A 26,181-nucleotide genomic window follows, 5' to 3' on the forward strand; every position below is an offset into this window, starting at 1 on the left:
TTCTTCTTTTAACAATTCGAACTCCGCCGCCGCGACGGTAGCCCCAATATCCCGCGCTCCTCGCCTAATCCGCAGGCCCAGACAATCGGCCCAGAACATGCTATAATCAGCCAAATGCCCAAAGCCGCACGTGCATACGCGTCGGAGTAGAGGAACGTGGCGTATTGGGATAACGAATTTCAGCGAGTCCGGTCGCCGCCGCTGCGGTATGGATTCGCGGTCGTTTGTGTGGGGATCGCGATTGCCGCTGCGCTCGCGATCCAACAATATCAGTTCCGTGATGTAGCGCTGCCGGTTCTTGTACTCGTCATCGGCATTGTCACCTGGTACGCAGGGACCGGGCCTGCCGTCGTGGCCGTCCTGTTGGGCACGGCAGCCTTCAACTACATGTTTGTAGAGCCGGTCCACACCTTCTACGTTTCAGCGCAAGACCTGCCCTACTTTCTTGTTTTTGTTCTCTCGGCGATCATAGTTGCCTCCTTCAGCGCTGTTCGGCTTCGAATCGAGGAGAACCTTCGCCACGCACGCGACCGGCTTCAGGCCGAGCTCGAACAAGGCCAGCGGCGCGAGGCCGCAATTAGCAAGCTCAATCAGGAGCTCAATCTGCGCGCGGCGGAGCTGGCAGCGGCTAACAAGGAACTCGAGGCGTTTGCCTATTCAGTGTCGCACGACTTGCGGGCGCCACTGCGTCATATCGTCGGCTACTCCGAACTTCTGCAAAAACACACACCGAACTCGCTGGACGACAAGGGTCAAAGATACGTACAGACGATTCGCGAATCAGGAAAAAGAATGGGCAACCTGATCGATGATTTACTGGCGTTTTCCCGGATCGGCCGCACTGAAAGCAGGACGACGGCAGTGGACCTCCAGAAGTTGGTCAAGGAGGCAGTTTCCGAGATAGAGCTGCAAACGAAGGGACAGGATATCTCTTGGACGATTGATGCACTTCCGGTCTGTTATGGAGATCGTTCGCTACTAAAGCTTGTTTTGATGAACCTGCTCTCCAATGCGGTCAAGTTCTCAGGCACACGGCGTCCTGCCAAAATCGAGATTGGCTCTGTGGTTGCCAATGGAGACAGGATCGAAATCTTCGTGAGGGATAACGGTGTCGGGTTCGACATGCAGTACGTCAACAAGCTGTTCGGGGTATTTCAACGGCTGCATCGTGCTGACGAATTTGAGGGCACTGGAATAGGACTGGCAACCGTGCAGCGTGTCATTCACCGGCACGGCGGGACAGTGCGAGCCGAGGGAGCGGTCGATCAAGGCGCCACTTTCTATTTTTCACTGCCGAAAGCCGAACATTCAGCGAAGAGGACAGCGAATCCGCCATGAGCGAACTGGGACGAATTCTGATCGTCGAGGACGATCCGAGGGATGTTGAGCTTACTCTCACAGCTCTTGATGAGCACAAGCTCGCGAACGAAGTGGTCATTACTCGCGACGGCAAAGAGGCACTCGATTATCTGCATTGTCGAGAGCAATTCGCGTCGCGCGCCGATGAAAACCCCGCGGTTATTCTGTTGGACCTAAAGCTGCCGAAAGTGGATGGATTGGAGGTCTTACAGAAAATCAGATCAGATCCGAAGCTGAAGATGATACCCGTAGTCGTACTGACATCATCACACGAAGAAAGGGACATGCTGGCAACCTACCAGCTCGGGGTGAACGCTTACGTCGTGAAGCCCGTGGACTTTCACGAGTTTGTCAACGCCGTCAAAGAGCTGGGCATGTTCTGGGCGATCATAAATCAACCGCCCCCAGGAAGCGCGAAGAAGGTGTCATGAGCTCGCCAATCGGAATCCTCTTGCTGGAGGATGACCGCAATGACGCGGGCCTTATAGAAGTGCTCCTTGAAGCCGATCATTTGATCTGTCGCATCACCTGCGTGCAAAGTCGCACTGAGTTTCTGGCAGCTCTTGAGAGCGCCGAATTTGACCTGATCCTCTCGGACTACAAACTACCTTCGTTCGACGGGCTCTCCGCGTTGAATCTGGCGCAGAGTATCCGCCCCGATCTGCCATTCATCTTTGTTTCTGGCACTCTCGGCGAAGAGGCAGCTATCGAGGCTCTTAAGATCGGGGCCACCGACTACGTTCTGAAGACCCGGATGTCGCGGCTCGTGCCCGCCGTGCGGCGCGCGCTGAGCGAGGCAGGCGATCGAGCCTCGCGCCAACGGGCCGAAGATGCACTGCGTCGAAGGGAAAAAGAGCTTCGGGATACCGTTGAGGCGATACCTGCGATAGCGTTTACGACGCAACCCGACGGTAGCAGCATTTGGACAAACCGACAGTGGGTGGAATTTTCCGGGTTGTCCGTGGAAGAGACGTCGGGACCGGGTTGGCAATCCACGATTCATCCTGACGACCTCATCCAACACGTCGCCAAGTGGCATCACTCGATGACAAGTGGTGAGGCTTTCGAAAACGAGGCCCGGCATCGCAGTGCCAACGGAGAATACCGCTGGTTCTTGGTACGGGCAGTGCCCCTACGTGATGAACAGGGCACGGTTCTCAAATGGTACGGCATCCTGACGGACATCACCGAACGCAAGCGCGCAGAGGAGCGCCTCCGCGTGCAGCACACTGTTGCGCAGGTCCTGGCGGAAGCAGCCACGATCGAAGAGGTCGCTCCGAGAATACTGCGGGCCATAGGCGAGTGCCTGGGATGGGACGTTGGTGCACTCTGGCGCGTGGACCGGGAGACCAAGGCGCTGCGCTGTGTCGAGCTTTGGCATAAAACGTCGATAGAGGTCCCGGAATTTGAAAGAATCGGCTCGGAGTTCACTTTCGTTCCGGGGGCGGGACTACCAGGGCGAGTGTGGTCCAGCCGTAAGCCCGAATACATTCCCGACGTCATTTCTGCTGAAAACTTTCCGCGCAGGCGCGTCGCCCAACTCGAAGGACTGCGCGCGGCCTTCGGCTTTCCTATCCTGCTCGGGGGGGACGTCTTGGGCGTGATCGAGTTTTTCAGCCGCGAGCTCAGACAGCCCGATCAGGAGCTGCTCAACGTGCTTGCCACCATCGGCAGCCAGATCGGTCAGTTCATCGAGCGCAAGCGCACCGAGGCGGAATTACGCGAATCGGAACAGAATTACCGCACGTTGTTCGAGTCGATTGACGAGGGCTTTTGTACCATTGAAGTCTTGTTTGACCACAACGAAAAGCCAATCGATTATCGTTTCTTGCAAATCAGCCCATCGTTTGAACGGCAGACGGGAATCAAGAATGCCGCCGGAAGACGGATGCGCGAAATCGCGCCAGAGCACGAAGAACATTGGTTCGAGACTTACGGCAGGATCGCCTTGACGGGCGAACCGATGCGGTTTGAAAATGAAGCCAAGCAACTCGGACGCTGGTATGACGTTTACGCCTTCCGGGTCGAAGACCCCAGGCGCAGGCGCGTCGGAATCCTTTTCAACGACATCACCGAACGGAAGCGGGCGGAAGCCAAAGCACGAGACAGCGAGCACCGCTATCGCGAAGTGCAGGCAGAGCTGGCCCACGCGGGCCGGGTCGCGACGATGGGGCAGCTCATGGCCTCGATTGCCCACGAAATCAAACAACCTATCGCCGCGGTTGTTAACGGCGCACATGCCGGTTTGAACTGGCTCGATGCTCAACCGCCAGATCTGGAGGAGGTCCGGCAGACGCTCGGTTTTATCGTCAGCGCCGGCAAGCATGCGGGCGACGTGATTGACCGTATCCGCGCCCTTATGAAGAAGGCGCCTCCTCGAAAGGAGGACTTGGATATCAACGAGGCGACGCTTGAGGTGATAGCCCTGACCCGCGGCGAACTTTTGAAGAACAGCGTCTCGGTGCGGACGCAACTCGTGGAGGGCTTGCCGGTCATTCGAGCAGATCGGGTCCAACTGCAACAAGTGATTATCAACTTGATCATCAACGCCGTCGAAGCGATGCGCGATGTGGTCGAAGAGGATCGGCAGTTGCTCATCAGCACCCGTAACGAACCCGATGGCGTTTGCGTCGAGGTGCGGGATTCAGGGCCAGGCTTCGCTCCTGCGGATCTTGAGCGCTTGTTCGATGCTTTCTACACCACGAAATCGGGCGGTTTGGGCCTTGGGCTGTCGATCTGCCGCTCGATTATTGAAGCGCACAACGGAAGATTGTGGGCAAGCCATAACCTGCCACATGGCGCTATCTTCGGCTTCATTGCACCTGCTAATCCGGCTGTCGAATCCTGAGTGTACAGACCTGAGAGCAACCGTCCGAATACGCTATGTCTAACCAATGCTGAACAATCCATCAGACTTCGGCATTCCGCGCGCTCGTCAAATCCTTTTCGGCCCCGGGCAGAGTGAACTGAATTACGGCGCCGCGAGGCTCGTTCGCTCCCGCCCACAGCTTGCCCCCATGCGCTCGGATGATGGAGCGGCATATCGAAAGTCCCATGCCGGTTCCACTGGACTTCGTGGTATAGAAAGCGTCGAAGATCCGATCGAGATGCGCAGGATCAATACCCGGCCCAGAATCGCGGACGGCCACGAGAGCTCCCGCTTGGTCTTGCTCGGTGCTGATCGACAACTCTCGTGCTCCCTCTTCAACCAAGCTCATTGCTTCAGATGCGTTGAGAATCAGATTCAGCAGGACTTGTTGCAGCTGAATCCGATCCCCCGGAACCAACGGCAATCCCTGCGCCAGCCGAGTTTGAACCGAAACGCCATTCCTGAGGGTCACGCTTTGCGCCAATACGATTACTTCGCTGATTGCCGTGTTGAGATCAAAACGCTCCTTTCGGGGCGGCGCTTTCTTGATCTGCTCTCTGATGCGTTCGATGATGTCTCCAGATCGGTCTGCGTCCGCAACGATACAGGCTAGTGCTTCCTTGACCTCGCCCAGGTTCGGCGGCTGAATGTTCAGAAAATTCTGGGCCGCCCGGGCGTTATTGCGCGCGCTGGCGATCGGCTGCGCAATCTCGTGAGAGAGCGAGGCTGCCAGCTCTCCCATCATGCTCACACGGTTCATGTGCGCGAAATCGGATTGCATCTGCTGCAATCGCGCCAATGCCTGCGTGCGATCTTCGATGTCGGTCAGGAGAACATACCATCGCGTGATACGCCCGGTGTCATCGCGAATTGGGACGCCGCGGTTGTCAAACCATCGATACTCCCCGTCGAAGCGTCGCAGGCGTTGTTCGAGATGGTACGGAACTCCAGATGCGATCGACTTTGTGAACACTTCGGCGACGTAGGGAAGATCGTCGGGATGGACTGTTCCGTTTGCTCCCCAATTTCTCAACTCCTCCAGCGGCTGGCCGCAATATTCAATGATTTGGCGATTGACGGCCTCGACCTCACCATTCGGAGCCAGAACTCCGACGAGACCTGGTAGACCGTCAATTGCCGAGCGCAAACTTCGCTCGCTTTCACGCATTGCCTCCTCGGCCCGCTTGCGCTCAGTCAGATCGAGCACGAACGCGATGCCGTTGCCTCGTTCGCCGAACAACGAATAGCCGATCAGCACGGGCACGCGGCTGCCATCCTTGCGAAAGTATTCTGTCTCGAGGGGTTGCGCCACGCCGGTTCTCCTTAACTCTTCGTGGACGCGCTCAGTGCGGGCGCGCCATTCCGGCGGAGTCAGTTCGGTCCAGCGCACGTCGCCTAAAGCCAAGTCATCACGGTCATATCCCACGATGCGAAGAAACGCGTCATTGGCTTCAAAAACCCGGCCTTCGGAGTCGGCAGTGATGATCCCGATGATGTTTGCGTCCACCAAGCGCCGGATCTTGCCTTCGCGATCTGCGAGATCGCGATAAAGCCGCGAGTTTTCGAGCGAGATTGCCGCCTGCGACGCCAGCACCTTCAATAAGGCAACGCGGTCAGGAGTGAACACGTTAGGCGCCAGATTATTCTCGAGGTAGAGAATCGCTGTGAGCTTACCCTGATTGATCAACGGCAAGCTGAGAATAGAACGGACACGACTCTGAAGAATATAGGGTTCGGCAGAAAATGCATGCTGAGATGAAGCGTCATCGAGAATCACAGTCTCATGGGTGCGCGTTCCATACCGAACCAACGACTCCGGCAACTCCGCTGTGCCGTAAGACGACCCGACCTGCGGATGCACGATTATATCGTCTCCACCGGCGATCGCTTCCGCCTCGATCTGCAGCTCATCTCCTCGCGGGACAATCAGCAGACCTCGTTCGGCGCCGGCATGCTCGAGGGCCGCGCGCATGAGTTTGTCGATGAGTTTTTCCAGCACCATCTCGCCAGAAAGCGCTTGCGAGGCTTCAATCATTGTTGCGAGATCGAGCTGTTCGACCGACGCTTCGATCGTAGCCGCTGGGGCTGGCGCGCGCGCCCCCTGCCTCAGCCGCGGATGGAGCTGGTCGAGTTGTCGCACTTTGCCATCTGCCCCCCATCGCAAGTAGCAGTGACGAGCATTTTCCAGGTAGAGATGTGCGATTTCCTCAAAGCCGCGCACCGCGTAAAAGCGGGCAGCCAGCTCATAGGCGATCGCTTCATTGTGGACGAAGCTGTTCGTTTGGGCCGAGTGGATCGCACGCTCGTAAAGACGCTCGGCATCCAGCTCGCGACCTTCCAATCGGGCAATCTCGGCATCGACAAGGGCGGCGCGGTTCTCGAAATTTTCCGGGCAGTTCTCCGCCCAGATTCCGATCTGTTCGCGATGGGCTGCCAGAGCCTCCAAATGCTGTCGGCGCTGATCGGCTGAAGCGGAGTCGCAGGATGAGGCGCGCGCGAGCGCGCTGTAAAAGTGATACTCCGCGAATTCGATGGCCGGCAGCGACGTCCAGAGCAGCGGCTTCGCCCTAAGGGACGCGTCGACAGCCGCAGAAAAGTCGCTGGCCAGGATGTCCCCCTGCAGCTTGCGAATCCAATACCAGCACTCGGCAAATGCCAGGTTCCGATTGCCGGACAAACGGCTTGCGATCAGGCCTTCATCGAATTTCTGGTCGTCGAAAGAGCCGAACCGGCGTGTCGACCCGCGCAACATTCGGACCAGCGCAAGCTGCGTCGCGATCACGTCGATGACGAGTCCGAACTGCATCTGCTCCGCCAACGCCAGTCCCAGCTCGACCTCGCGCTGAACCTCGTCGAGCGGATCGCCCACCATGAGCAGATTGGAGTTCAGATGGGCGCGGCTGTACACCGCATAAGTGAGATCGCCCGTCTTGTTCGCAACATCGAACGCCCGATGCAAGAGATCACGACCACTCCGCGCATGCCTCGTCCACGGCATCACCTGGTTGCCGAAATTCATGAATATTCTGGCCAGGAAATGCTTCAGATCGTGCCGCTCGACCAGTTCGTAGCCGACCCGTCCAAACCGATATCCGGCCTTGTAGTCCCCAAAAAACGGGCCCGCGACCATGCCTACCCGAACATACGCATTGGACGAGCCATCGCTGTTGCCGCGCTCGAGGCTGAGATTGACCGCACGGCAACTGCCCAACGCCAGCAGGTTTGCATCCGTGAACACCGCCGGCGGCCCGAGCTTGGTCAGAACATCAAGAAGGGCGAGGGATGCCGGATCGATCATCAGCGGCAGGTCAACCAGTTCCTCGATCGCGCGGCCGCCGAGCTTCGACCATATCAGCTGATATTCGCGGCGCACCTCGTCGTCCGCAGGATGTGCGGTCCACACCACGCCCACATGTTCGAGACATTCCAGACCGATAGCGACCGCTTCGCTCATCCGGCCGCGGGTCGTACACACGTCAATTCGCAGGCATGCTACGGCCGCCCGTTCTACGGTATTGGCGGCGCGGGCTGATAGCAGGGTCAGCCGATCCTCGGCTGCAGCCAGCTCGCCGGTGAAGAATTCGCATTCGGCCCGGTGCAGCTCCAGTTCGAACATGAGCTCGCGCCGGCGCTCCCACGAATCCTCCGGCAGCTGTGCCGCGCCAGCCGCCAGATACTTGAGCGCCGCGCCATAGGCCGTCGACGTCTTGGCGCGCTTGCCCGCGATCAGATTCAGTCGGGCGAACTGCTCGCGCTCATCGGTTGAGGCGATCAACGGCGCGCCGCGGTTGAGTTGGTTGACGATCTCGAAGATCGCTTCGTCGCGTTCTTCCGGAGGTGTCTGTGCCAGGAGCAGGCGGCCGATCCTCAAATGCAATTCAGCGCGCGACGCTTCGGGAATCAGCGCATAGGCGGCTTCCTGCACCCGATCGTGAATGAACTTGTAAAAGCGTTCGAGGCGGTCGATCAGCTGTTGATGCAGGGCCTCCGAGAGAGCCGCGTGCACCTGTTCCTCCGACGTTTCCAGAACGACCGAGAGGGTAGTGACGTGTGCGACATTGCCGAGGCAAGCGAGCTGTCGCAACGCGTCCTGCGTGTCGAGGGGCAGCCGCGTCAACTTTCCAGCCAAAAGCTCCACGACGTTATCCGTGAATCTTTTGGCGTGGATGCCTCCCATGTCCCAGGTCCATAGCCCCCCGTCGTGATCGAAGGCCAGGAGATGCTCGCCGGCGAGCACGTGAAGAAACTGGATGACAAAGAACGGATTGCCGCCCGTCTTCGCGTGCACCAGCTCTGCGAGCGGATCGGCCTGCTTCTCATCGCATCGGAGCGAGTCCGCGACAAGGCTTCCCAGATCGCCGGTCGTCAGCGGGGCCAGCTTGATATCCTGTACCCTTCCGGTTGCACGGATCGTCTCCAGCTTGCGCATGAGCGGATGCGCAGCCGTGACTTCGTTATCGCGGAAAGCACCGATGATGAGGAGATTGCGGAGATCGGACCGGATCAACAGGTCTTCCAAAAGGTCAAGCGTCGCCGCATCGAGCCATTGCAAGTCATCGAGAAATAGCGCCAGGGGATGTTCCGGCCGAGCAAAGATGCCGATCAATTGCCGAAGCACCATTTGGAAACGCCGCTGCGCGTCCTTCGGCGGAAGCTCGGGGACGGCCAATGGTCCCCCGATAAGGAGTTTCAGTTCCGGAACGAGATCCACCATCAGTCCGGCGTTGGATCCCAGCGCCTTCTGCAAGGCGTCGCGCCATGGCGCAAGCTCGGCGTCGCTCTTGCCAAGCAACGGCCGGATCAGGCTCTGAAGCGCTTGTGCCAGCGTTGCGTAGGGAATATCGCGTTTGAGCTGATCGAACTTGCCGGAAGCGAACAGGCCACGCGATGGCACCAACACCGGCTGCAGCTCGTTGACGACCGACGATTTGCCAACGCCGGAATAGCCGTAAACCAGGATCAGTTCCGGGGTGCCGCCGTTGACGATGCGATCAAAGGCGGCGAGCAAAGTCTCAACCTCACGCCTCCGCCCGTAGAGTTTCTCGGGAATTACGAGCCGGTCAGGCGTGTCACGTTCACCGAGCGGAAAGTCGTCAATCCGGCCTTGCGCTACCCATTCGCGCTGGCAGCGGCGAAGATCGTTCTCGAGGCCGGCCGCCGTTCGATAGCGGTCTTCGGCTCTCTTCGCGAGCAGCTTCATCACGATCGCCGAAATGGTGCCGGGAATTTCCCTCAGCCGCTCGGCGGGCGGCACCGGTCGCCTGGCGAGATGGCAGTGCACCCATTCCATCGGCTCCATGGCGGCAAACGGCAAAGCACCGGTGAGCATTTGATAGAAGGTGATGCCAAGTGCGTAAAGGTCGCTGCGATAATCGATTGATCGATTCATTCGTCCGGTCTGTTCGGGCGCCATGTACGCGAGTGTGCCGGCGATCGTCTCGGGAGGGTGAGGCGATTGGCGTTCGCGCGCGAACCGCGATGCTATGCCGAATCCCGTCAGCCTCACATCGCCGGTCCCGTCGTTGAGCAGGATGTTGACTGGCTTGATATCTTTGTGAACGAGCCCGCGCTGGTGGAGCTTGCCCAGCGCTGCAGCGATGGGGATGGCCAAATCCAAGAAGCGCCCCAGTTCCAGGGGTACGCCAAGCAACCGCTCGAGCGGCTCGCCGCCCGCATCCTCGAGCACCAGCACGGTTCGACCGCCATCGCGAATGAGGTCCATCGGCCGCACTGCCCATGCCCTGTCGAGCTGATCCCTAAGTTCGAATTCGTGCGCAAGGCGGTCGAGGCTTGATCGGGAAGGAGGGTCGGCGGCTGGAGCGATGAACAACACAGCAGAGCGCTGCCCCGCGTCGTCCAGTCGCCAGCCACGGCTGAAGATGCGTTCGCCGTCCTCCCACAAGATCTGTGAGCTACCGTCCGGGTACGCACTGTTCAGCGAATGCGGCACCACCTGACAGACTCCGGGGTCTGGCTTCCGAGTCGAGTTCAGCCGACCGGGCTTTGCTTGTGCCTTTCAGCAGAAATCGTACCGCATCGCCTGAGAAATGCCAGCCACCTGTTTATCTTTCCTGGTCCCAACGCAAGGCGGATCTACCTTCTCGTTATCAGTAATTTGGCGCGATTTGTGGGGCTTTACTCGTAGTGGCAGCTCAAGCGGCCTAGCTGGAGACCAACGTTGGCATTGTGAAACAATGACGAAAGCGCGCGACAACATTTTGACTTCACTCAAAGCTGTCGCCACCGCCGCACTTGTATGGGCCGCGACGGCGATCCCGGCTCTCGCTCAGCCACCCTTTGGAGATCCAGACGCTTTCCAAGGCATGTATCCATATCGAGACGTGTTGAATGACGGCGCAACAACACCGGCGGCCAAGCTGGCTTTTGAGCCACCTTCAGTGCTCCAGGCCCTTCAGGAGAGGGAGAGTGGGATTCGGTCCGAACACTTGCAACATGCCGCAACGACCGCAACGGGGCCGCTCACGCATATTCGGTCGTTGGCGCACTCGAAGTCATTCGCATGTTCAGCTGATCTCCCAGCGTCGTGTGTTCGCATCGGGCGGATCGCAGTCCGGTCTAAAGACAGTGGATGGAATCGATCGGTGCCGAGACATGCCGACCGTTCATTGATCTTCCTGACCCAGCGTACGCCGATCCGCCCTTCTCCCTAGCAACAATTTGGCGCGATTTGCGGCGCTTCACTCGCGCCCCCGGCGCATGCAGATCAAATGGAAACCGACGCACCCGTGCGTGAAACAAGGAGATCCAAATGACCATCGCAGCGGCCAAACCATCAGTGCCGACGCTGCTTCCGCTATCGACTCAGAAGGAAGCGCCCATGAAGTGGACCAGCCCGCGCATCGTCGAGTTCGCCGTCGGCCTTGAGATCAACTCTTACGCCCGCGCCGAGCTGAACTAGGCACCGGCGATCAACTAGCTGAGCCTCGAGCGCTCGGAGCATGCAAACCCTCGACGGCGTGAGCGGCTCGGCTCGTCGCTCTTGAAATCTAAATTCTCAAAAAGGAGAAAGAGATGTCCTCGACAGTAGATGTAGTCCCGGCAGCACAGCCTAGACACCGGGCATCAGAGTTGCAGAGATACCTCGCGTGGACGCCCACAGTTTTGGGCGGGATCGTCGCATTGCTCGGTTTGATCCTCGCCGGCGGTGGCGCTTACCTAGCCTCGCTGGGAGGCAGCCTCTATTACGTTGTGGTAGGCGCGATGCTTCTCGCTGCTGGCGTTCTCATGACTAGGGGAAGCATCGCGGGCATCTATACCTATCTCGGCGCATTCGCGTTCACGGCCGTTTGGAGCTTTTGGGAAGTCGGCCTATCGGGCTGGGAGTTGATCCCGCGTCTTGTCGGCCCCTTCATCCTCTTCGTCCTTGCTATTCTGGTTGCTCCCGCAATTGACAAGACGATCGGCCGGCATGTCCGAAAGCTGGGATCGATCGGCGCCGGGCTCTTCGTTGCCGCACTCGGCGTCCTCATCCCGATCTTCAATCAGCAGGCGGCACCGAATCCACTCCCTCAGGCGCACGCAAACGCCGTCTTCGAAGACTCCGCATATGCGCCCAACAAGGGTGAGTGGAACGCCTATGGCGCCGGCCAGAGCGGGCAGCGCTATTCGGATCTCGCCCAGATCACGCCCGCAAACGTCAAGGACCTCAAGCGTGTCTGGACCTTCCACACCGGCGACATTCCGAAGAAGTACGGATCGGAGCTGACCCCTCTCAAGGTCGGCAATGCCATCTACGGCTGCACGCCGATGAACAAGTTGTTCAAGCTGAACGCGGCGACCGGCGAGAAGCTGTGGATGTACGATCCAGAGGTGCCGACGTCATGGGTCCCCTACACGGCAGCCTGTCGCGGTGTAGCGTACTATGAGAACCCGAAAGCCACAGCCGGCCAGGCCTGCGCGGCACGCATCATCGAGGGAACGCTCGACATGCGCCTGATCGCCGTGGACGCCAAGACGGGTCAGCCATGCCAGGATTTCGGCAAGAACGGCGCCGCCGACCTCAAGGTCGGACTCGCGCAGAAAGATAGCGCCACGGGCGCCATCACACCCGTCATTCCGGGGACGGCGGCCATCACTTCGGCACCGGTCATCGTGCAAGGGATCGTCGTCTCCGGGCATCAGGTGCTCGATGGTCAACGCCGTTGGGCGGCATCGGGCGTCATCCGCGGGTACGACGCGGTAACCGGCGAGCTCCGCTTTGCCTGGGACATCAACCAGCCTGAGGTCACGAAGCTGCCGCCGGACGGAAAGCCCTACTCCCTGGGCACGCCCAACATGTGGACGACGGGCATCGGTGACGAGAAGCTCGGCCTCGTCTACTTGCCGATGGGAAACTCGGCCGGCGATTATTACACGTCGTTGCGTTCAGATGAGGAGAAGAAGTACAGCTCCGCACTCGTCGCGCTGGACGTGAATACGGGCAAGCCACGCTGGGTGTTCCAGACCGTGCACAACGACGTATGGGACTATGATCTCGGTTCTCAACCGACCCTGGTCGAATTCCCCACTGCGAGCGGCAAGGTGCCGGCGGTCCTGCTGCCGACCAAGAGCGGCGACATGTTCGTGCTCGACCGCGCCACCGGAAGACCGCTGCACCAGGTCGACGAAGTGGCCGTCCCGCAGGGCGGCGCGGAGCCCGGCCAGCGCTCTCCGACGCAGCCGTTCTCGCGTTATCATACGTTGCGCAAAGCCGACCTTGTCGAGCACGACATGTGGGGCATCTCGCCCATCGACCAGATGATTTGCCGGATCAACTTCAAGCGCGCTCGCTATGAAGGGCCGTTCACTCCGCCAGAGCTCGGTCGCCACAACCTCGAATATCCTGGCTACAACGGCGGGTCGGACTGGGGCAGCGTTGCCGTTGATCCGCACCGCGGGATCATCATTGCGAACTATAACGACATGCCGAACTACGACACGCTCGTAACCCGCAAGGACGCGGACGCGATGGGCCTGTTCCCCGCCGGCGATCCCCGTGCGGCCGGAAGCGCATCGAGTGCTGAAGGCGCAGGCGCCCAGACGGGAACACCCTACGGCATCCTCGTCAACGCGGGATGGCAAATGCCGACGGGCGTGCTCTGCACGCGGCCTCCTTACGGCGGCATCCGCGCGATCGATCTCGCCACGGGCAAGACGCTGTGGGATCGGCCGTTCGGTTCGGCCCGGCGGAATGGTCCGTTCGGAATGCCGACCTTCATTCCGCTCGAGATCGGCACGCCAAACAATGGCGGATCCGTCGTGACGGCAGGCGGTCTGATCTTCATCTCGGCGGCAACCGACGATCTGATCAAGGCGATCGACATCAAGACCGGCGAGATCGTGTGGAGTGACGTGCTACCCGCGGGCGGCCAGGCCACGCCGATCGTCTATGAGCAGAATGGCAAGGAATATGTGGCCATCATGGCTGGCGGCCATCACTTCATGATGACGCCCCCGGGCGACTCTCTGATCGCCTACGCTCTGCCGGACAACAAGTAAGAGTACGAGACCTCCGCAACGCGCGGCATCACCCGATGCCGCGCGTTGTGCTGTCTGGAGCACAGAAACAGCGGCCAAGCCGACCGATTCACGAGCACGCTCCCTTGCAGCAATTTGGCGCGATTTGCCGGCCTTTACTCGCAACGACGGAGCAAATGGGTCAAATATTTTCATGACGGTCATCATCTCTAGACCAACCAAGTCAATTCGAGACAAGGCAACTGTGACAGCGAAGGAACGATCATGACGGTACTTCAAGCAACTGACCCGAAGAACTCATCGAGCGTCACCCGCTCCAGTCGACTTTTCGTGCTCGAACTGAGTGGGAACCGCATTCATTCGATGAATCCCGATGGCTCCGACCGCAAGATCATCGTCACGGATGGCCGCCTCCCCGACGGCATCGCCGTGGATGTGGAGGCGGGCCATATCTACTGGACCAACATGGGTGTTCCCCCTCTCAACGATGGTTCGATCGAACGCGTCGACCTCGATGGCGGAAATCGCAAGGTCATCATACCGCAAGGCGTCACGTACACGCCGAAGCAGATGCACCTCGATAAGGAGGGAAAGAAGCTTTACTGGTGCGACCGTGAGGGCATGCGCGTGATGCGCGCCAACCTCGATGGTTCGCAGGTCGAAACGCTGGTCGAGACCGGCCGCGGCGACGACGACCGGCAAGATCAAAGCCGCTGGTGCGTCGGAATCACCGTCGATCGCAAACGGCGGCACATCTACTGGACGCAAAAGGGTCCCGACAATGGCGAACAGGGCCGCATCTTCCGCGCCAGCATCGACATCCCGAAGGGCGAAACTCCGACGAACCGCTCCGACATCGAGGTGCTGTTCGATCGTCTTCCGGAACCGATCGACCTCGAGCTCGATCTGACGAACCGCATCCTCTACTGGACCGACCGCGGCGACCCGCCGCGCGGCAACACCGTCAATCGCGCGCCGATCGACACAAAGGCCGCCCCTGAAATCGTGGTCACGCATCTGATGGAGGGCATCGGCATTGCGCTCAACGTGCCGGGCAACCGGATGTTCGTCACCGACTTCGCGGGCTCGATCTATTCCGCCGATCTCGACGGCAAGAACGAGCGCAACTTCCTCTACGCCCAGGGCAATCTCACCGGCATCGCTTACGCTGAAATCTGATCGGAGAACATGACATGACCAACGCCAGACCTATTCGCCGCATCGCTATCATCGGTACCGGCGTGATCGGCGCGAGCTGGGCCTCGCTGTTTCTCGCCAAGGGACTGCAGGTTGTCGCGACCGACCCCGCGCCGAACGCAGAAGCCTCGCTCCGCAAGTTCGTGGAGACGGCCTGGCCGGCGCTAAAGCGCTTGGGCCTGTCGGCGGGAGCGTCGCAGTCGAATCTCACGTTCACCGCAGATCTTGCGCAGGCACTTGTCGACGTCGACCTCGTCCAGGAGAACGGGCCCGAGCGGATCGATTTCAAACAAAAGCTCTACGGGCAGCTCGATGAGCTGCTGCCGCCCGAGGTGATCGTCGCATCGAGCTCGTCGGGGCTCACCATGAGCGAAATCCAGAAGGGAGCCGCCGCGCATCCCGAGCGCTGCGTCATCGGCCATCCGTTCAATCCGCCGCACCTGATCCCGCTGACCGAGATTGTCGGCGGAGCCAAGACTTCCGAGGAAACGATCCAGCGCGCAGCGGAATTTTACTCGTCGATAGGGCAAAAGACAGTGCGGATCAACAAGGAGATGCCCGGCCACGTCGCCAACCGTCTGCAGGCCGCATTGGGGCGTGAGGTTTACTACCTCGTCGCCGAAGGGATCGTGAGCGCCGCCGACGTCGACACCGCCCTCTCCTGGGGACCGGGCCTGCGCTGGGGCGTCATGGGCAACATGATGCTCAACCACCTCGGCGGCGGCCCGGGTGGTATCGAGCACTTCTTCCAGCAGTTCAGCGGCCCAATGACGGCCTGGTGGAAGACCCTCGGCTCACCCGTGCTGACGCCGGAAGTGCAGAAAAGGCTCATCGACAGCGTCCATGCCGAAGTCGGATCACGCTCCGTCCAGGAGCTGGAGCATGCGCGCGACGAGATTTTGCTCGGCCTCATCGAACTGCGCAAGCGGTCAGAGACGGTTGCTCGGCGCGAAGTCGCAGCCGAGTAACGATCCGCTGCAGGCGCAGGTTACCGGCTTTCAAACCACAACAAGTGGAGATCCAAAATGCTCACCAAGGCCCCGAAACAGCTTCCGCTGCCGAATAGCGACTTCTTTCAATTCGCTGAAACGCTGGGCGACGAGGAACGGGGGATCGTAAAAAAGGTGCGCGCCTACATGGAGACGAAAGTCGCACCCATCATCAACAAACACTGGGTCGAGGACTCGTTCCCGTTCGAGCTGCTGCCGTCGTACAAGGACCTAAACATCGCCGGTCTCGGCATTAATGGTTACGGCTGCCCGGGCGGAAGCCCCTTGCTGTTCGGCCTGGTCGCCCTCGAGATTGCGCGGACCGACGTTTCGTTCTGCACCTTCCATGGTGTCCACACCGGTCTCGCGATGAATTCCATTTACCTCGCGGGCACCGAGGAGCAGAAGCAGAAGTGGCTTCCGCCGATGGCGCGCATGGAAAAGGTCGGTTGCTTCGCGCTGACCGAACCGCTGGTGGGCTCAGGGACAGGTGCTGGTCTCATGACCACGGCGAAACGTGAAGGCGACAGCTGGATCCTCAACGGCCAGAAGCGCTGGATCGGCAACGCGCCGTGGTGCGACATCTCGATCGTCTGGGCGCGCGATGTGGCCGACAACCAGGTCAAGGGCTTCATCGTCGAGAACAAGATGACGCCGGGGTTCAGCGTCGACAAGATGCAGAACAAGATCGCGCTGAAGGTCGTGCAGAACGGCCAGATCACGATGACCGACTGCCGCGTGCCAGATGCGAATCGTCTCCAGGGAGGCAAAGGAACGTTTCGCGATCCTGCGCTGGTGCTGCGCGGTACCCGGCATGGCGTCGGCTGGGAAATTACCGGTGCCCAGATGGGCGCCTACGAAAATGCCCTGAAGTACTCCCAGGAGCGCTTGCAGTTTGGCAAGCCGATCGGGTCGTTCCAGCTCATTCAGGAGCTGCTGGCAAAGATGCTGGCCAACATCGTGGCCTGTCAATCTATGTTGGTTCGCTCGGTGCAGCTGGAGACCGAAGGCAAGCTGACTGATGCGCAGGCAGCGATTGTCAAGGCGTTCTGCACGTCTAAGGCACGGGAAACGGTCGCGTGGGCCCGCGAGGTGCTGGGCGGCAACGGGATCCTGGTCGACTACAACGTCGCGCGCTTCTTTGCCGATACCGAAGCGATCTACTCCTATGAAGGCACCTACCAGATGCAGAACCTGATCGTCGGCAAGGTGATCACCGGCTTCAGCGCCTTCGTGTGAGATTTGCAGGTGCGCCGGCGCCCCAAGCTTTCAAACACAGCAACTGGAGTCCAAAATGCTTACCAAAACCCCGAAGCCGCTTCCGACACCGGATAGCGATTTCTATAACTACGCCGACCTCCTGAACCCCGAGGAGCGTGCGATCCATCAGAGGGTGCGCACGTTCATGGAGTCGAAAGTCGCGCCGATCATCAACAAATACTGGGTCGAGGACGCGTTCCCGTTCGAGCTGGTGCCCTTGGTAAAGGAGCTGAACCTCGGCGGCCTCGGCATCAAGGGGTACGGCTGCGCCGGTGGCAATCAATTGCTGGTCGGCCTCATCGGAGTGGAAATGGCGCGGGTCGATGCTTCATTCGCGACCTTCTTCGGCGTCCACAACTTCCTGGCAATGGGTTCGATCCAGGTCGCTGGATCGGAGGAGCAGAAACAAAAGTGGCTGCCGCCGATGGCCCGCATGGAAAAGATCGGCTGCTTTGGCCTGACCGAGCCGCTGGTCGGCTCGGGAGCGGCTGGCGGCCTCACCACGACGGCGAAGCGCGAAGGGGACACCTGGGTCCTCAACGGCCAGAAGCGGTGGATCGGCAACGCACCCTGGTGCGATATCTCGATCATCTGGGCACGTGACGTCGACGACAACCAGGTCAAGGGCTTCATCGTCGAGAACAAGTCGACGCCCGGCTTCAGCGTCGAGAAGATGCAGAACAAGATCGCGCTCAAGGTGGTCCAGAACGGTCAGATCACGATGAAGGACTGCCGGGTGCCGGAAGCAAACCGACTCGCATCGGGTGAGCAGTCCTTCCGTGACACCGCGCGCGTGCTGCGTGGGACGCGGTACTACGTGGGATGGGAAGCGACGGGATGCGCGATGGGCGCCTACGAGCACGCGCTCAAATATACCCAGGAGCGATTGCAGTTCGGAAAGCCGATTGCCTCGTTCCAACTCATTCAGGACCTCCTTGCGAAGATGCTCGCCAACATCACCGCCTGCCAAGGCATGGTGGTTCGCACGGCCCAGCTCGCCGACCAAGGCAAGCTGACGGACCAGCAAGCGGCGCTTTCGAAGGCGTTCACGACGGCCAAGGCGCGTGAGACGGTCTCCTGGGCGCGAGAGGTGCTCGGCGGCAACGGCATTCTCACCGATTACAACGTCGCACGCTTCTTCGCGGATGCCGAGGCCCTCTATTCCTACGAGGGCACGTATCAGATGCAGAACCTGATCGTCGGCAAGGCGATCACCGGCTTCAGCGCCTTCATCTGAGACTCACAAGCGCGCCGGCGCGCTTTGCGCCGGCTCGTAACCTTAAAAAGAGAGATCAACATGTCATCGACAACAACGACGCTCGCATCTTCGCCCACGACGGCGCCTGCCGATTCATCGACGGAAGTCCTAACGCTCGCAAACGTCCTGTACGAGAAGCGCGGCGCGATCGCCTATGTGACCGTCAACCGGCCGAAGGTGCTCAACGCCCTGAACACGCCGACCTGGAAGGATCTGCGAACTGCTTTCGAGCATGCGCGGAACGATGCTGCCGTGCGCGGCGTCATTCTTACCGGCGCAGGCGACAAGGCCTTCATCGCCGGAGCCGACATCAGCGAACTCGCGCATGCGAGTTCAATCGACGCCGAACGGTCCAGCCGCTACGGCCAGGAGGTGCTCGATCTCATCGAGAATCTCGGCAAGCCGGTGATCGCGGCAATCAACGGTTTTGCACTTGGCGGCGGTTGCGAGACGGCAATGGCATGCACCATCCGAATCGCCGTCGAGCACGCGAAGTTTGGCCAGCCCGAGGTCAAGCTGGGATTGCTTCCCGGCGGCGGCGGCACGCAGCGGTTGCCGCGCCTGGTTGGGAAGGGCCGTGCGCTCCAGCTCATCCTGTCCGGAGAGACCATCAGCGCGCAGGAGGCCTGGCGCGTCGGGCTCGTCAACGAGGTCGTTACGGCAGCCGATCTCATGACGCGTGCGGAAGCCATCCTGAAGCTGATCGCCTCCAACGCGCCGATCGCCGTCAGGCAATCGCTCGAAGCGGTGAACAAGGGATTGGACACGAGCCAGAACGAAGGCTTTGCCCTCGAAGCTTCATACTTCGGCCTATGCGCCGGGACTGAGGACAAGAAGGAAGGCACGTCCGCCTTCCTCGAAAAGCGCGCCCCGCAGTTCGCGGGGCGGTGAAGCAAACACGGTGATTTAGGAGATATCCAATGGCAAGCGACAACATTTTTTCTGGACTGAAGGTGGTTGACTTCTCAAGCTTCGTCGCGGCACCCGGCGCCGCCGTCATCCTGTCGGACTTCGGCGCCGACGTCATTAAGGTCGAACCGCCGAACGGCGACCCTTGGAGACATGTGCACAAGATCCCACCGCAGCCGGCGGCAGATGAGCCCTATCAGTGGCATCTCGTCAACCGCAACAAGCGCAGTATCACGCTCGATCTGAAGTCGCCCAGCGCCCCTCAAGTCCTCGAGCAGCTTGTCAAATGGGCCGATGTATTCATCGTCAATACGCCACATCCGGCACGCAAGAAGTTGAAGCTCGAATATGACGATGTGGTGCGCTGGAATCCGCGCCTGATCTACGCGGACCTTACGGGGTTCGGCGAAAAGGGACCGGATGCTAATCTGCCGGGCTTCGACATCACGGCATACTGGGCGCGTAGTGGTTTGCTGTCGATGACGCGCGATGCCGGCGCGCCGCCGACCTGGCCGGTGGCCGGCAGCGGCGACAACGCGACAGGTGTCGGAATCTATTCGGCGATCGTCACCGCGCTTTACCGCCGCGAGCGAACCGGCAAGGGAGCGTATGTCACGACCTCACTGCTCGCCGAGGGTGTCTGGTCGGCGAGCGTTTCGATACAGGCTGCGCTGGCCGGTGCAAAGTTCTTTGGGCTGCATGATCGCATGCATCCGGCCAATGCGGCGCTCAACGTGTATCGCGCAGCCGACGGCACCTGGTTCGTTCTTATCGTCACGCCCGACAAGTTGGCCGCTGTGGCGAAGGCAATCGGCCGACCGGATCTGTTGACCGATCAGCGATTCGCCGATCCAGCCAAGCTGATGGCGAACATGTCGGAACTCACGGCCATCCTCGACGAGGTTTTCTCCGCGCAGCCGATGGCGCATTGGTATGACGTCTTCAGCGGCGCGCACGTCACGTTCGGCGCCGTGCGCGGGCCGCAAGAGGTGATTAACGATCCCCAGCTGGCGGCAAACGACATCGTCGTTCCGCTCGAAGGCGCCGGCGGCAACCTCAACACGACGATCAGCAGCCCAATACAGGTGCACGGTGTCGCCAAGGTCCCGGCCCGGCGCGGGCCCGACCTCGGCGAGCACACCGAAGAGATCCTCCGTGACCTGGGATTTGACGCGAAGGGCATCGACGGCCTGCGCGCGAGCGGCGCGGTGCCGAAAGTCAAGGAACACGCCTAGAAGATGGCGACGAAGTGTAGCGAACAAAGGAGCAAACAATGAGCGATATTGTCACCGAGCGTACCGGCGCAATCCTGCGGATCCAGCTTAATCGCCCGGCACAGAAGAACGCGATGACGTCCAGCATGTACACGAACCTGGCCGACATCCTCAACGAAGCCGACAAGGACGACGCGATCCGCGTCGTGCTCTGGCACAGCGCAGGAGATGCGTTCTGCGCCGGTAACGATCTTGGGGATTTTCTCAAGAATCCGCCCAGGCCGGGTGCCTTTCCGCAGGGCCTCCTGATGGAGGCGTTCGTCAGATTCGAAAAGCCGATCGTGGTGGCCGTGCAAGGCGCGGCGATCGGCGGCGGAACCACGATGCTGACCCATTGCGATTTCGTCTACGCGGGCGAGAGCGCGAAATTCCAGCTGCCGTTCATCAACCTGGCGCTGGTGCCGGAATTCGGATCGAGCTTTTCGATACCGGCGCGCGTGGGTCATCTCCGGGCAACGGAATTGTACCTGCTGGGAGAGCCCTTCACGGCCCCGCGAGCGGTGGAGCTGGGCCTCGTGACTCGCGTGGTGCCCGATAGCGATCTGCTCGCAACCGCGACCGCAACTGCGGAGAAGTTGGCGGCAAAACCGAGCGGCGCGTTGCTGGCAAGCAAGCGGCTCCTCAAGCAGGCTTCGATTGGCCAGCTCAAAGAGGCCATCAAGAGCGAAAGCCAAGAGTTCATGGAGCGGGTGAGCTCGGCAGAAGCCAAGGAAGCGATCTCGGCCATCCGCGAGAAGCGCCCGCCGAATTTTGCGAAGAGCCCGACGCACGTGGCGGCCGAATAGTCCACGCTCGCAGCAATTGATTGGCGTCGCGTCGGGTCACCGCGGCGCCAGGCGGAGACACGTGGAGCTTATATGAAACACGTCTTAAGCATGGTCACGTTCGCCCTGGGAGCCCTGGGCTTCGTGGTGTTCCTGATCACCTTGAAGCCGGAGCCGCTCAGTGCAGTCACGGCACTGAGCAAGTCCGCAAATTGCAAAATGGCGGCCTCTCGTGCAACGGGATGCCGCAAACCCGAATGGCTGGCGCGTTGAGAGCATCGCCTCCGAAAAAAGCTTGCCGACGCCGTCGACGACAAAGAACACGAACGAGGTTAACCAATGGGTGCGATACTGGCTGAGACCCGGCCCGACGAAGCAACCGCAGCTATCGAGGCTCCACACCGAGGGCGCAAGCAGGTCGTCGTCATCGGGGGCGGCTTTGCCGGGATCGCCGCAACACGGGCGCTGCGGCGCGCTGATGTCGATGTCATACTGATCGACCGCCGTAACCACCATATCTTTCAACCGCTGCTCTACCAGGTGGCGACGGCAGTCCTCTCGCCGGCCGAGATCGCAGCGCCAATCCGCCAGCTCGAGGTCAGGCAGCGAAACCTCAGCGTGCTCCTGGCGGAGGTCACCGGCGTCGATGTTGCTTCCCGCACCATCGAGGCGTCCTCCCCCGGTGTGGGCGTCCGTAAGATCGCCTACGACTACCTAGTGGTCGCGACCGGCATGCGCCCGAGCTACTTCGGGCACGATGAGTTCGCGCGATTTGCCCCGGCGCTCAAGAGTCTCAACGACGCAGAGACGATCCGAACCAAGATCCTGGGCGCGTTCGAAGTTGCCGCAACGACCGAGGACGCAAGCGAACGCGCGCGCCAGATGACATTCGTGCTGGTCGGAGCAGGCCCCACCGGCGTGGAACTCGCGGCATCGCTCGCGCAAATGGTGAAGGTCACGCTGCGCGGAAACTTTCGCCATATCGACCCAGCGCAGGCCAGCATCATTCTGCTCGACGCGGGACAGCGCGTTCTGCCGACCTTCGCTGAGCCACTGTCGCGCAGGGTGACCCGACGACTCACGAAGCTCGGCGTGAGGGTCTTGACTGGAGCGAAGGTCGAGACCGTCGACGCGGAGGGCGTGGTCGCCGGCGGCAACCGAATTCCCAGCGCCACCGTGCTGTGGACAGCTGGGGTTGCGGCGTCGCCTATTCCAAAGATGCTCGGCACCAAGACCGACCGCGCGGGACGCGCACTCGTTGATTCCTTCCTGAAGGTCGTAGACGTGCCGGGCGTGTTCGTCGTGGGCGATGCGGCGTCGGTCATGCAAAACGAACATCCGGTGCCGGGCGTGGCGCAGGCCGCGATCCAGGAAGGACGCTACGTCGGGCGCTTGATCGCGAAGGAGCTGAAGGGCCAAAAAGAGAAACGTCCGTTCCATTATTTCGACAAAGGCAACATGGCGGTCGTCGGCAAGAATTACGCCGTGCTGGAGCGGGGCTGGTTGCGGACAAGTGGGTCCTTGACCTGGCTGATCTGGGCGTGCGTTCACATCCTCGCCCTGCCGCAGCTACAGAACCGCCTGCGCGTGCAGCGGCAGTGGCTTTGGTCGTATTTCACCGGCCAACGCAGCTCGCGCCTGATTCCCGAGGCCCCGAGGGTTGCGACTCGGGGATCGGACCGCTGAACGGTCAGTTGCGCCATGAATACGGTCTACCTCCCCGCATTGGCAGCGTTGGCGGGGTCGACGATCGGCGGCCTTACGTCGTTCGCGTCAGCCTGGCTCACGCTGCACCATCAGGATCGCGCCAAGCGGCTGTCGGGGGAAAAGACCAGACGGCAAAAGCTGTACAAGCAATTCATCGATGAGGCCTCGAAGCTCTACGCCGACGCGCTCGTCCACGATCAGGCGGAGGTCTCCGCATTGGTCAGCGTCTACGCGCTGATCAACCGGATGCGCGTCGTATCAAGCACCGCCGTGATCGAGAAGGCGGATGCGGTCATTCATTTGATCATCGACACATATTTCATGCCCAACAAGACCCTCTCTGAAGTTCGCGAGCTGATGAACGGCCATGCCGTCAATCCGCTGCGGGCGTTCAGCGAGGAATGCCGTGCCGAATTGCAGGCCCTCAATGACCGTTGAGCGTGAGCTCAACGTCGTTGCTTCCTCCACTTTGAAGAATTTGCCGCGATTTGGCAGCGTTTACTCATGCAGCTGAACTGCGCGGTCTATTTTCAACGAGCCTGCATGCTTGCAGGCGGCTTTGAGGGCTCCTTCGGTCGCTCTCTCTATAGCCCCACAACACAAGAGGTCCAGCGATGCATTTTGATCCAGTCCTGCTATCACGCATCCAGTTCGCCTGGGTCGTCGCCTGGCACATTCTGCTTCCAGCATTCACCGTCGGATGTGCGTCCTTCATCGCTGTCCTCGAGGGCTTGAGCCTTGCGACAGGACGCGAAGTCTATGTCCGCAACTCGATATTCTGGACCAAGATCTTCGCCATCGCATTCGGCATGGGTGTCGTGACGGGCCTTGTCATGCCATTCCAGTTCGGCACCAACTGGAGCCGCTACGCGTCCGCAGCCGGGGACGTCCTCTCGCCACTCTTTGCGTATGAAGGCCTCACGGCCTTCTTCCTGGAAGCCGGCTTCCTCGGTGTCCTGCTGTTCGGCCGCAAGCTGGTGCCGCCTTGGGCGCACTTCTTCGCGGCCCTCATGGTGGCGATCGGTACTTTGTTTTCCACGTTCTGGATCTTGTCCGCCAACAGTTGGATGCAGACGCCGGCAGGCTACGAGATCGTGAACGGTCAGTTCATTCCGACAGATTGGATCAAGGCGATCTTCAATCCGTCGTTTCCTTATCGGCTCGCGCACACGGCGTTCGCATTCTTCACGACCACCGGATTCGTCGTCCTCGGTGTCGGCGCATACCTGCTCAGGCGCAATCGATCCATCCTGGAAGCACGCACCATGATGTCGATGGCGCTTTGGGCGCTGACCGTGCTGGTGCCGCTGCAGATGGTGATCGGCGATATGCACGGCCTCAACACCCGCAAATATCAGCCTGCGAAGCTGGCGGCCATTGAGGCTCGTTGGGAAACCGCGAAGAGCGTGCCGCTGACTGTCTTCGCAATTCCGGACGACAAGGCCGAGCACAACAAGTTCGCCGTCGAAATTCCCTGGCTCGGAAGCCTGATCTTGACCCACGATATCAATGGCGAGGTGAAGGGTCTGAAGGACTTCCCCGCTGATCAGCGTCCGCCCGTCGCGATTCCCTTCTTTGCCTTCCGTGCGATGGTCGGATGCGCGGGCCTGATGCTGGGGCTCGTGCTTCTGGGCGGCTGGTTGCGGTGGCGCGGGCAACTCTATGACACGCGACTGTACCTCTTGGCTTGTCAGTGTGCGATTCCACTCGGCTTCATCGCGGTCGTTGCTGGATGGTTCGTGACCGAGGTCGGCCGCCAGCCGTGGACGGTCTATGGGCTCTTGCGCACGGCAGCCTCGGTGACGCCGTCTGTGACAGGCCATGACGTTACGCTGTCACTCCTAGCTTACATGGCGGTCTATCTGCTGATTTATCCCTCGGGCCTCATCCTGCTGCTTCGGCTCGTTCGCAAAGGTCCGCTTGAGACCGGTGAATCGGCTCCGGCGATCGAGGCTGGCATTCCTGCCGCACCGGTCTTGGTTCCCGCAATCAACGTCGTGAAAGGAGAAGTGTGATGACCCAGGCGCTCGATTTGGTTCCGATCTGGACGGTGATCCTTGCGCTGGCCGTCTTCTTCTATGTTCTGCTCGACGGCTTCGATCTTGGAGTGGGAATGCTCTTTGGCTTGGCGTCCGATACGCGCTCCCGTAACACCATCATGAACTCGATTGCCCCGATCTGGGATGGTAACGAGACCTGGCTGGTCCTTGGCGGCCTTGGCCTTCTCGCGGCATTCCCGACTGCGTTCGCCGTGATCATTCCAGCGGTGTATTTTCCCATCCTGGTCATGTTGCTCGCACTGGTGTTCCGCGGCGTTGCATTCGAATTTCGGTTTCGCGACGCTGAAAACAAGACGTTCTGGGACCACGCATTCTGCCTCGGATCCGCCATGGCCACGTTTGCGCAAGGCGTCGTGCTTGGCGCATTCGTCCAGGGTTTCCCGGTTTGCGACGGCCAATTTGCGGGAACGTCCCTTGCGTTTCTCACCCCGTTCTCCGTTCTGACCGGCGTCGCCTTGATGTTCGGCTACGGCCTTCTCGGCGCCGGCTGGCTTATTCTGAAAACCGACGGTGACATTCAGGCTGCGGCACGTCGCCAAGGCCGCGTCTGCCTCGTCGGTGTCGTCGCCGCGATCGCGATCGTGAGCATCTGGACCCCAATCATGAGCCCCGCGGTGGCGGCGCGCTGGTTCACCTGGCCCAACATCGCGCTGTTCGCGCCGGTACCCGTACTGTCCGGCGTGATCGCGCTCGCGACATGGCGGTCTCTCGACGGCAAGGCCGAGGCGGCGCCATTTTTTGGTGCGATCGCACTCTTCGTCCTTGCCTACATTGGCATGGCCATCAGCCTGTTTCCAATGATCGTGCCCTACCAGCTGACACTGTGGGAGGCTGCCTCCTCGCCGCGCACCCAGGCCTTCCTTCTGGTCGGAACGCTGTTCCTGATTCCTGTCATCCTGACCTATTCGAGCTGGTCATATTGGGTGTTTCGCGGAAAGGTTCGCGCCGATGTGGGGTATCACTGATCGCCCCCACCAATCTTCTAGATCAAGCGCTGAAACGACCCATCATTGGACTACGACGTAGATCGCTATTTGTCTGGGGCAGTTATGGGTCGG

Annotated in this window: 18 protein-coding genes; 17 read left to right on the forward strand and 1 reads right to left on the reverse strand. The window is 60.4% G+C overall.

Annotation, left to right across the window (positions count from 1 at the left end; genetic code table 11):
• Positions 1 to 156 precede the first annotated feature (156 nt).
• The 3 genes from SO140_RS29000 to SO140_RS29010 are packed head-to-tail and all read left to right on the forward strand — an operon-like array spanning position 157 to position 4,207.
• Entirely contained in the window at positions 157 to 1,338 is a 1,182-nt protein-coding gene (locus tag SO140_RS29000; protein ID WP_449379666.1) for a sensor histidine kinase, read from the forward strand.
• The gene (locus tag SO140_RS29005; RefSeq protein WP_449379665.1) at positions 1,335 to 1,790 is read left to right on the forward strand and encodes a response regulator; all 456 of its coding nucleotides are present in this window, start codon (positions 1,335 to 1,337) and stop codon (positions 1,788 to 1,790) included. Before SO140_RS29000 ends, SO140_RS29005 begins: the two co-directional genes overlap by 4 nt.
• Positions 1,787 to 4,207 (forward strand): PAS domain S-box protein, encoded by a 2,421-nt coding sequence (locus SO140_RS29010; RefSeq protein ID WP_449379664.1) that lies wholly within the window; start codon positions 1,787 to 1,789, stop codon positions 4,205 to 4,207. Before SO140_RS29005 ends, SO140_RS29010 begins: the two co-directional genes overlap by 4 nt.
• A 61-nt stretch (positions 4,208 to 4,268) precedes the next feature.
• On the opposite strand, the gene SO140_RS29015 is transcribed toward SO140_RS29010, so the two are convergent.
• The gene (locus SO140_RS29015; protein WP_474799217.1) at positions 4,269 to 10,181 is read right to left on the reverse strand and encodes an AAA family ATPase; all 5,913 of its coding nucleotides are present in this window, start codon (positions 10,179 to 10,181) and stop codon (positions 4,269 to 4,271) included.
• A gap of 816 nt (positions 10,182 to 10,997) precedes the next feature.
• Here SO140_RS29015 and pqqA point away from each other — a divergent pair.
• From pqqA to cydB, 14 genes are all read left to right on the forward strand, one after another.
• Entirely contained in the window at positions 10,998 to 11,147 is a 150-nt protein-coding gene (pqqA, locus tag SO140_RS29020; RefSeq protein ID WP_449379662.1) for a pyrroloquinoline quinone precursor peptide PqqA, read from the forward strand.
• 113 nt (positions 11,148 to 11,260) lie between these two features.
• Positions 11,261 to 13,726, forward strand: a complete 2,466-nt coding sequence (locus SO140_RS29025) for a membrane-bound PQQ-dependent dehydrogenase, glucose/quinate/shikimate family (protein WP_449379661.1) — start codon at positions 11,261 to 11,263, stop codon at positions 13,724 to 13,726.
• Positions 13,727 to 13,969: 243 nt separating this feature from the next.
• Positions 13,970 to 14,884, forward strand: coding sequence for a DUF5050 domain-containing protein (locus SO140_RS29030; protein WP_449379660.1), 915 nt, complete (start codon positions 13,970 to 13,972; stop codon positions 14,882 to 14,884).
• 14 nt (positions 14,885 to 14,898) lie between these two features.
• Positions 14,899 to 15,870: a 3-hydroxyacyl-CoA dehydrogenase NAD-binding domain-containing protein gene (locus SO140_RS29035; protein WP_449379659.1), complete on the forward strand. Its 972-nt coding sequence runs from the start codon at positions 14,899 to 14,901 to the stop codon at positions 15,868 to 15,870.
• A 57-nt stretch (positions 15,871 to 15,927) separates the two neighbouring features.
• On the forward strand, positions 15,928 to 17,130 hold the full coding sequence (locus SO140_RS29040; protein WP_498543515.1) for an acyl-CoA dehydrogenase family protein: 1,203 nt from the start codon (positions 15,928 to 15,930) through the stop codon (positions 17,128 to 17,130).
• A 55-nt stretch (positions 17,131 to 17,185) separates the two neighbouring features.
• Positions 17,186 to 18,388, forward strand: coding sequence for an acyl-CoA dehydrogenase family protein (locus tag SO140_RS29045; protein WP_449379657.1), 1,203 nt, complete (start codon positions 17,186 to 17,188; stop codon positions 18,386 to 18,388).
• A 60-nt stretch (positions 18,389 to 18,448) separates the two neighbouring features.
• Positions 18,449 to 19,300: an enoyl-CoA hydratase-related protein gene (locus tag SO140_RS29050; RefSeq protein ID WP_449379656.1), complete on the forward strand. Its 852-nt coding sequence runs from the start codon at positions 18,449 to 18,451 to the stop codon at positions 19,298 to 19,300.
• Positions 19,301 to 19,329: 29 nt separating this feature from the next.
• The gene (locus SO140_RS29055; protein ID WP_449379655.1) at positions 19,330 to 20,553 is read left to right on the forward strand and encodes a CaiB/BaiF CoA transferase family protein; all 1,224 of its coding nucleotides are present in this window, start codon (positions 19,330 to 19,332) and stop codon (positions 20,551 to 20,553) included.
• Between the two features lie 38 nt (positions 20,554 to 20,591).
• Positions 20,592 to 21,377: an enoyl-CoA hydratase gene (locus SO140_RS29060; RefSeq protein ID WP_449379654.1), complete on the forward strand. Its 786-nt coding sequence runs from the start codon at positions 20,592 to 20,594 to the stop codon at positions 21,375 to 21,377.
• A 72-nt stretch (positions 21,378 to 21,449) separates the two neighbouring features.
• Positions 21,450 to 21,629, forward strand: a complete 180-nt coding sequence (locus SO140_RS29065) for a hypothetical protein (protein ID WP_449379653.1) — start codon at positions 21,450 to 21,452, stop codon at positions 21,627 to 21,629.
• A 66-nt stretch (positions 21,630 to 21,695) separates the two neighbouring features.
• Complete coding sequence (locus SO140_RS29070; RefSeq protein ID WP_449379652.1) at positions 21,696 to 23,042, forward strand: NAD(P)/FAD-dependent oxidoreductase; 1,347 nt, start codon at positions 21,696 to 21,698, stop codon at positions 23,040 to 23,042.
• Positions 23,043 to 23,057: 15 nt separating this feature from the next.
• Entirely contained in the window at positions 23,058 to 23,501 is a 444-nt protein-coding gene (locus SO140_RS29075; RefSeq protein ID WP_449379651.1) for a hypothetical protein, read from the forward strand.
• Between the two features lie 176 nt (positions 23,502 to 23,677).
• Positions 23,678 to 25,078, forward strand: a complete 1,401-nt coding sequence (locus SO140_RS29080; protein WP_449379650.1) for a cytochrome ubiquinol oxidase subunit I — start codon at positions 23,678 to 23,680, stop codon at positions 25,076 to 25,078.
• Positions 25,078 to 26,088 (forward strand): cytochrome d ubiquinol oxidase subunit II, encoded by a 1,011-nt coding sequence (cydB, locus tag SO140_RS29085; RefSeq protein ID WP_449379649.1) that lies wholly within the window; start codon positions 25,078 to 25,080, stop codon positions 26,086 to 26,088. Before SO140_RS29080 ends, cydB begins: the two co-directional genes overlap by 1 nt.
• Positions 26,089 to 26,181: the final 93 nt, after the last annotated feature.

It is taken from the genome of Bradyrhizobium sp. UFLA05-108 (genome assembly GCF_059803455.1).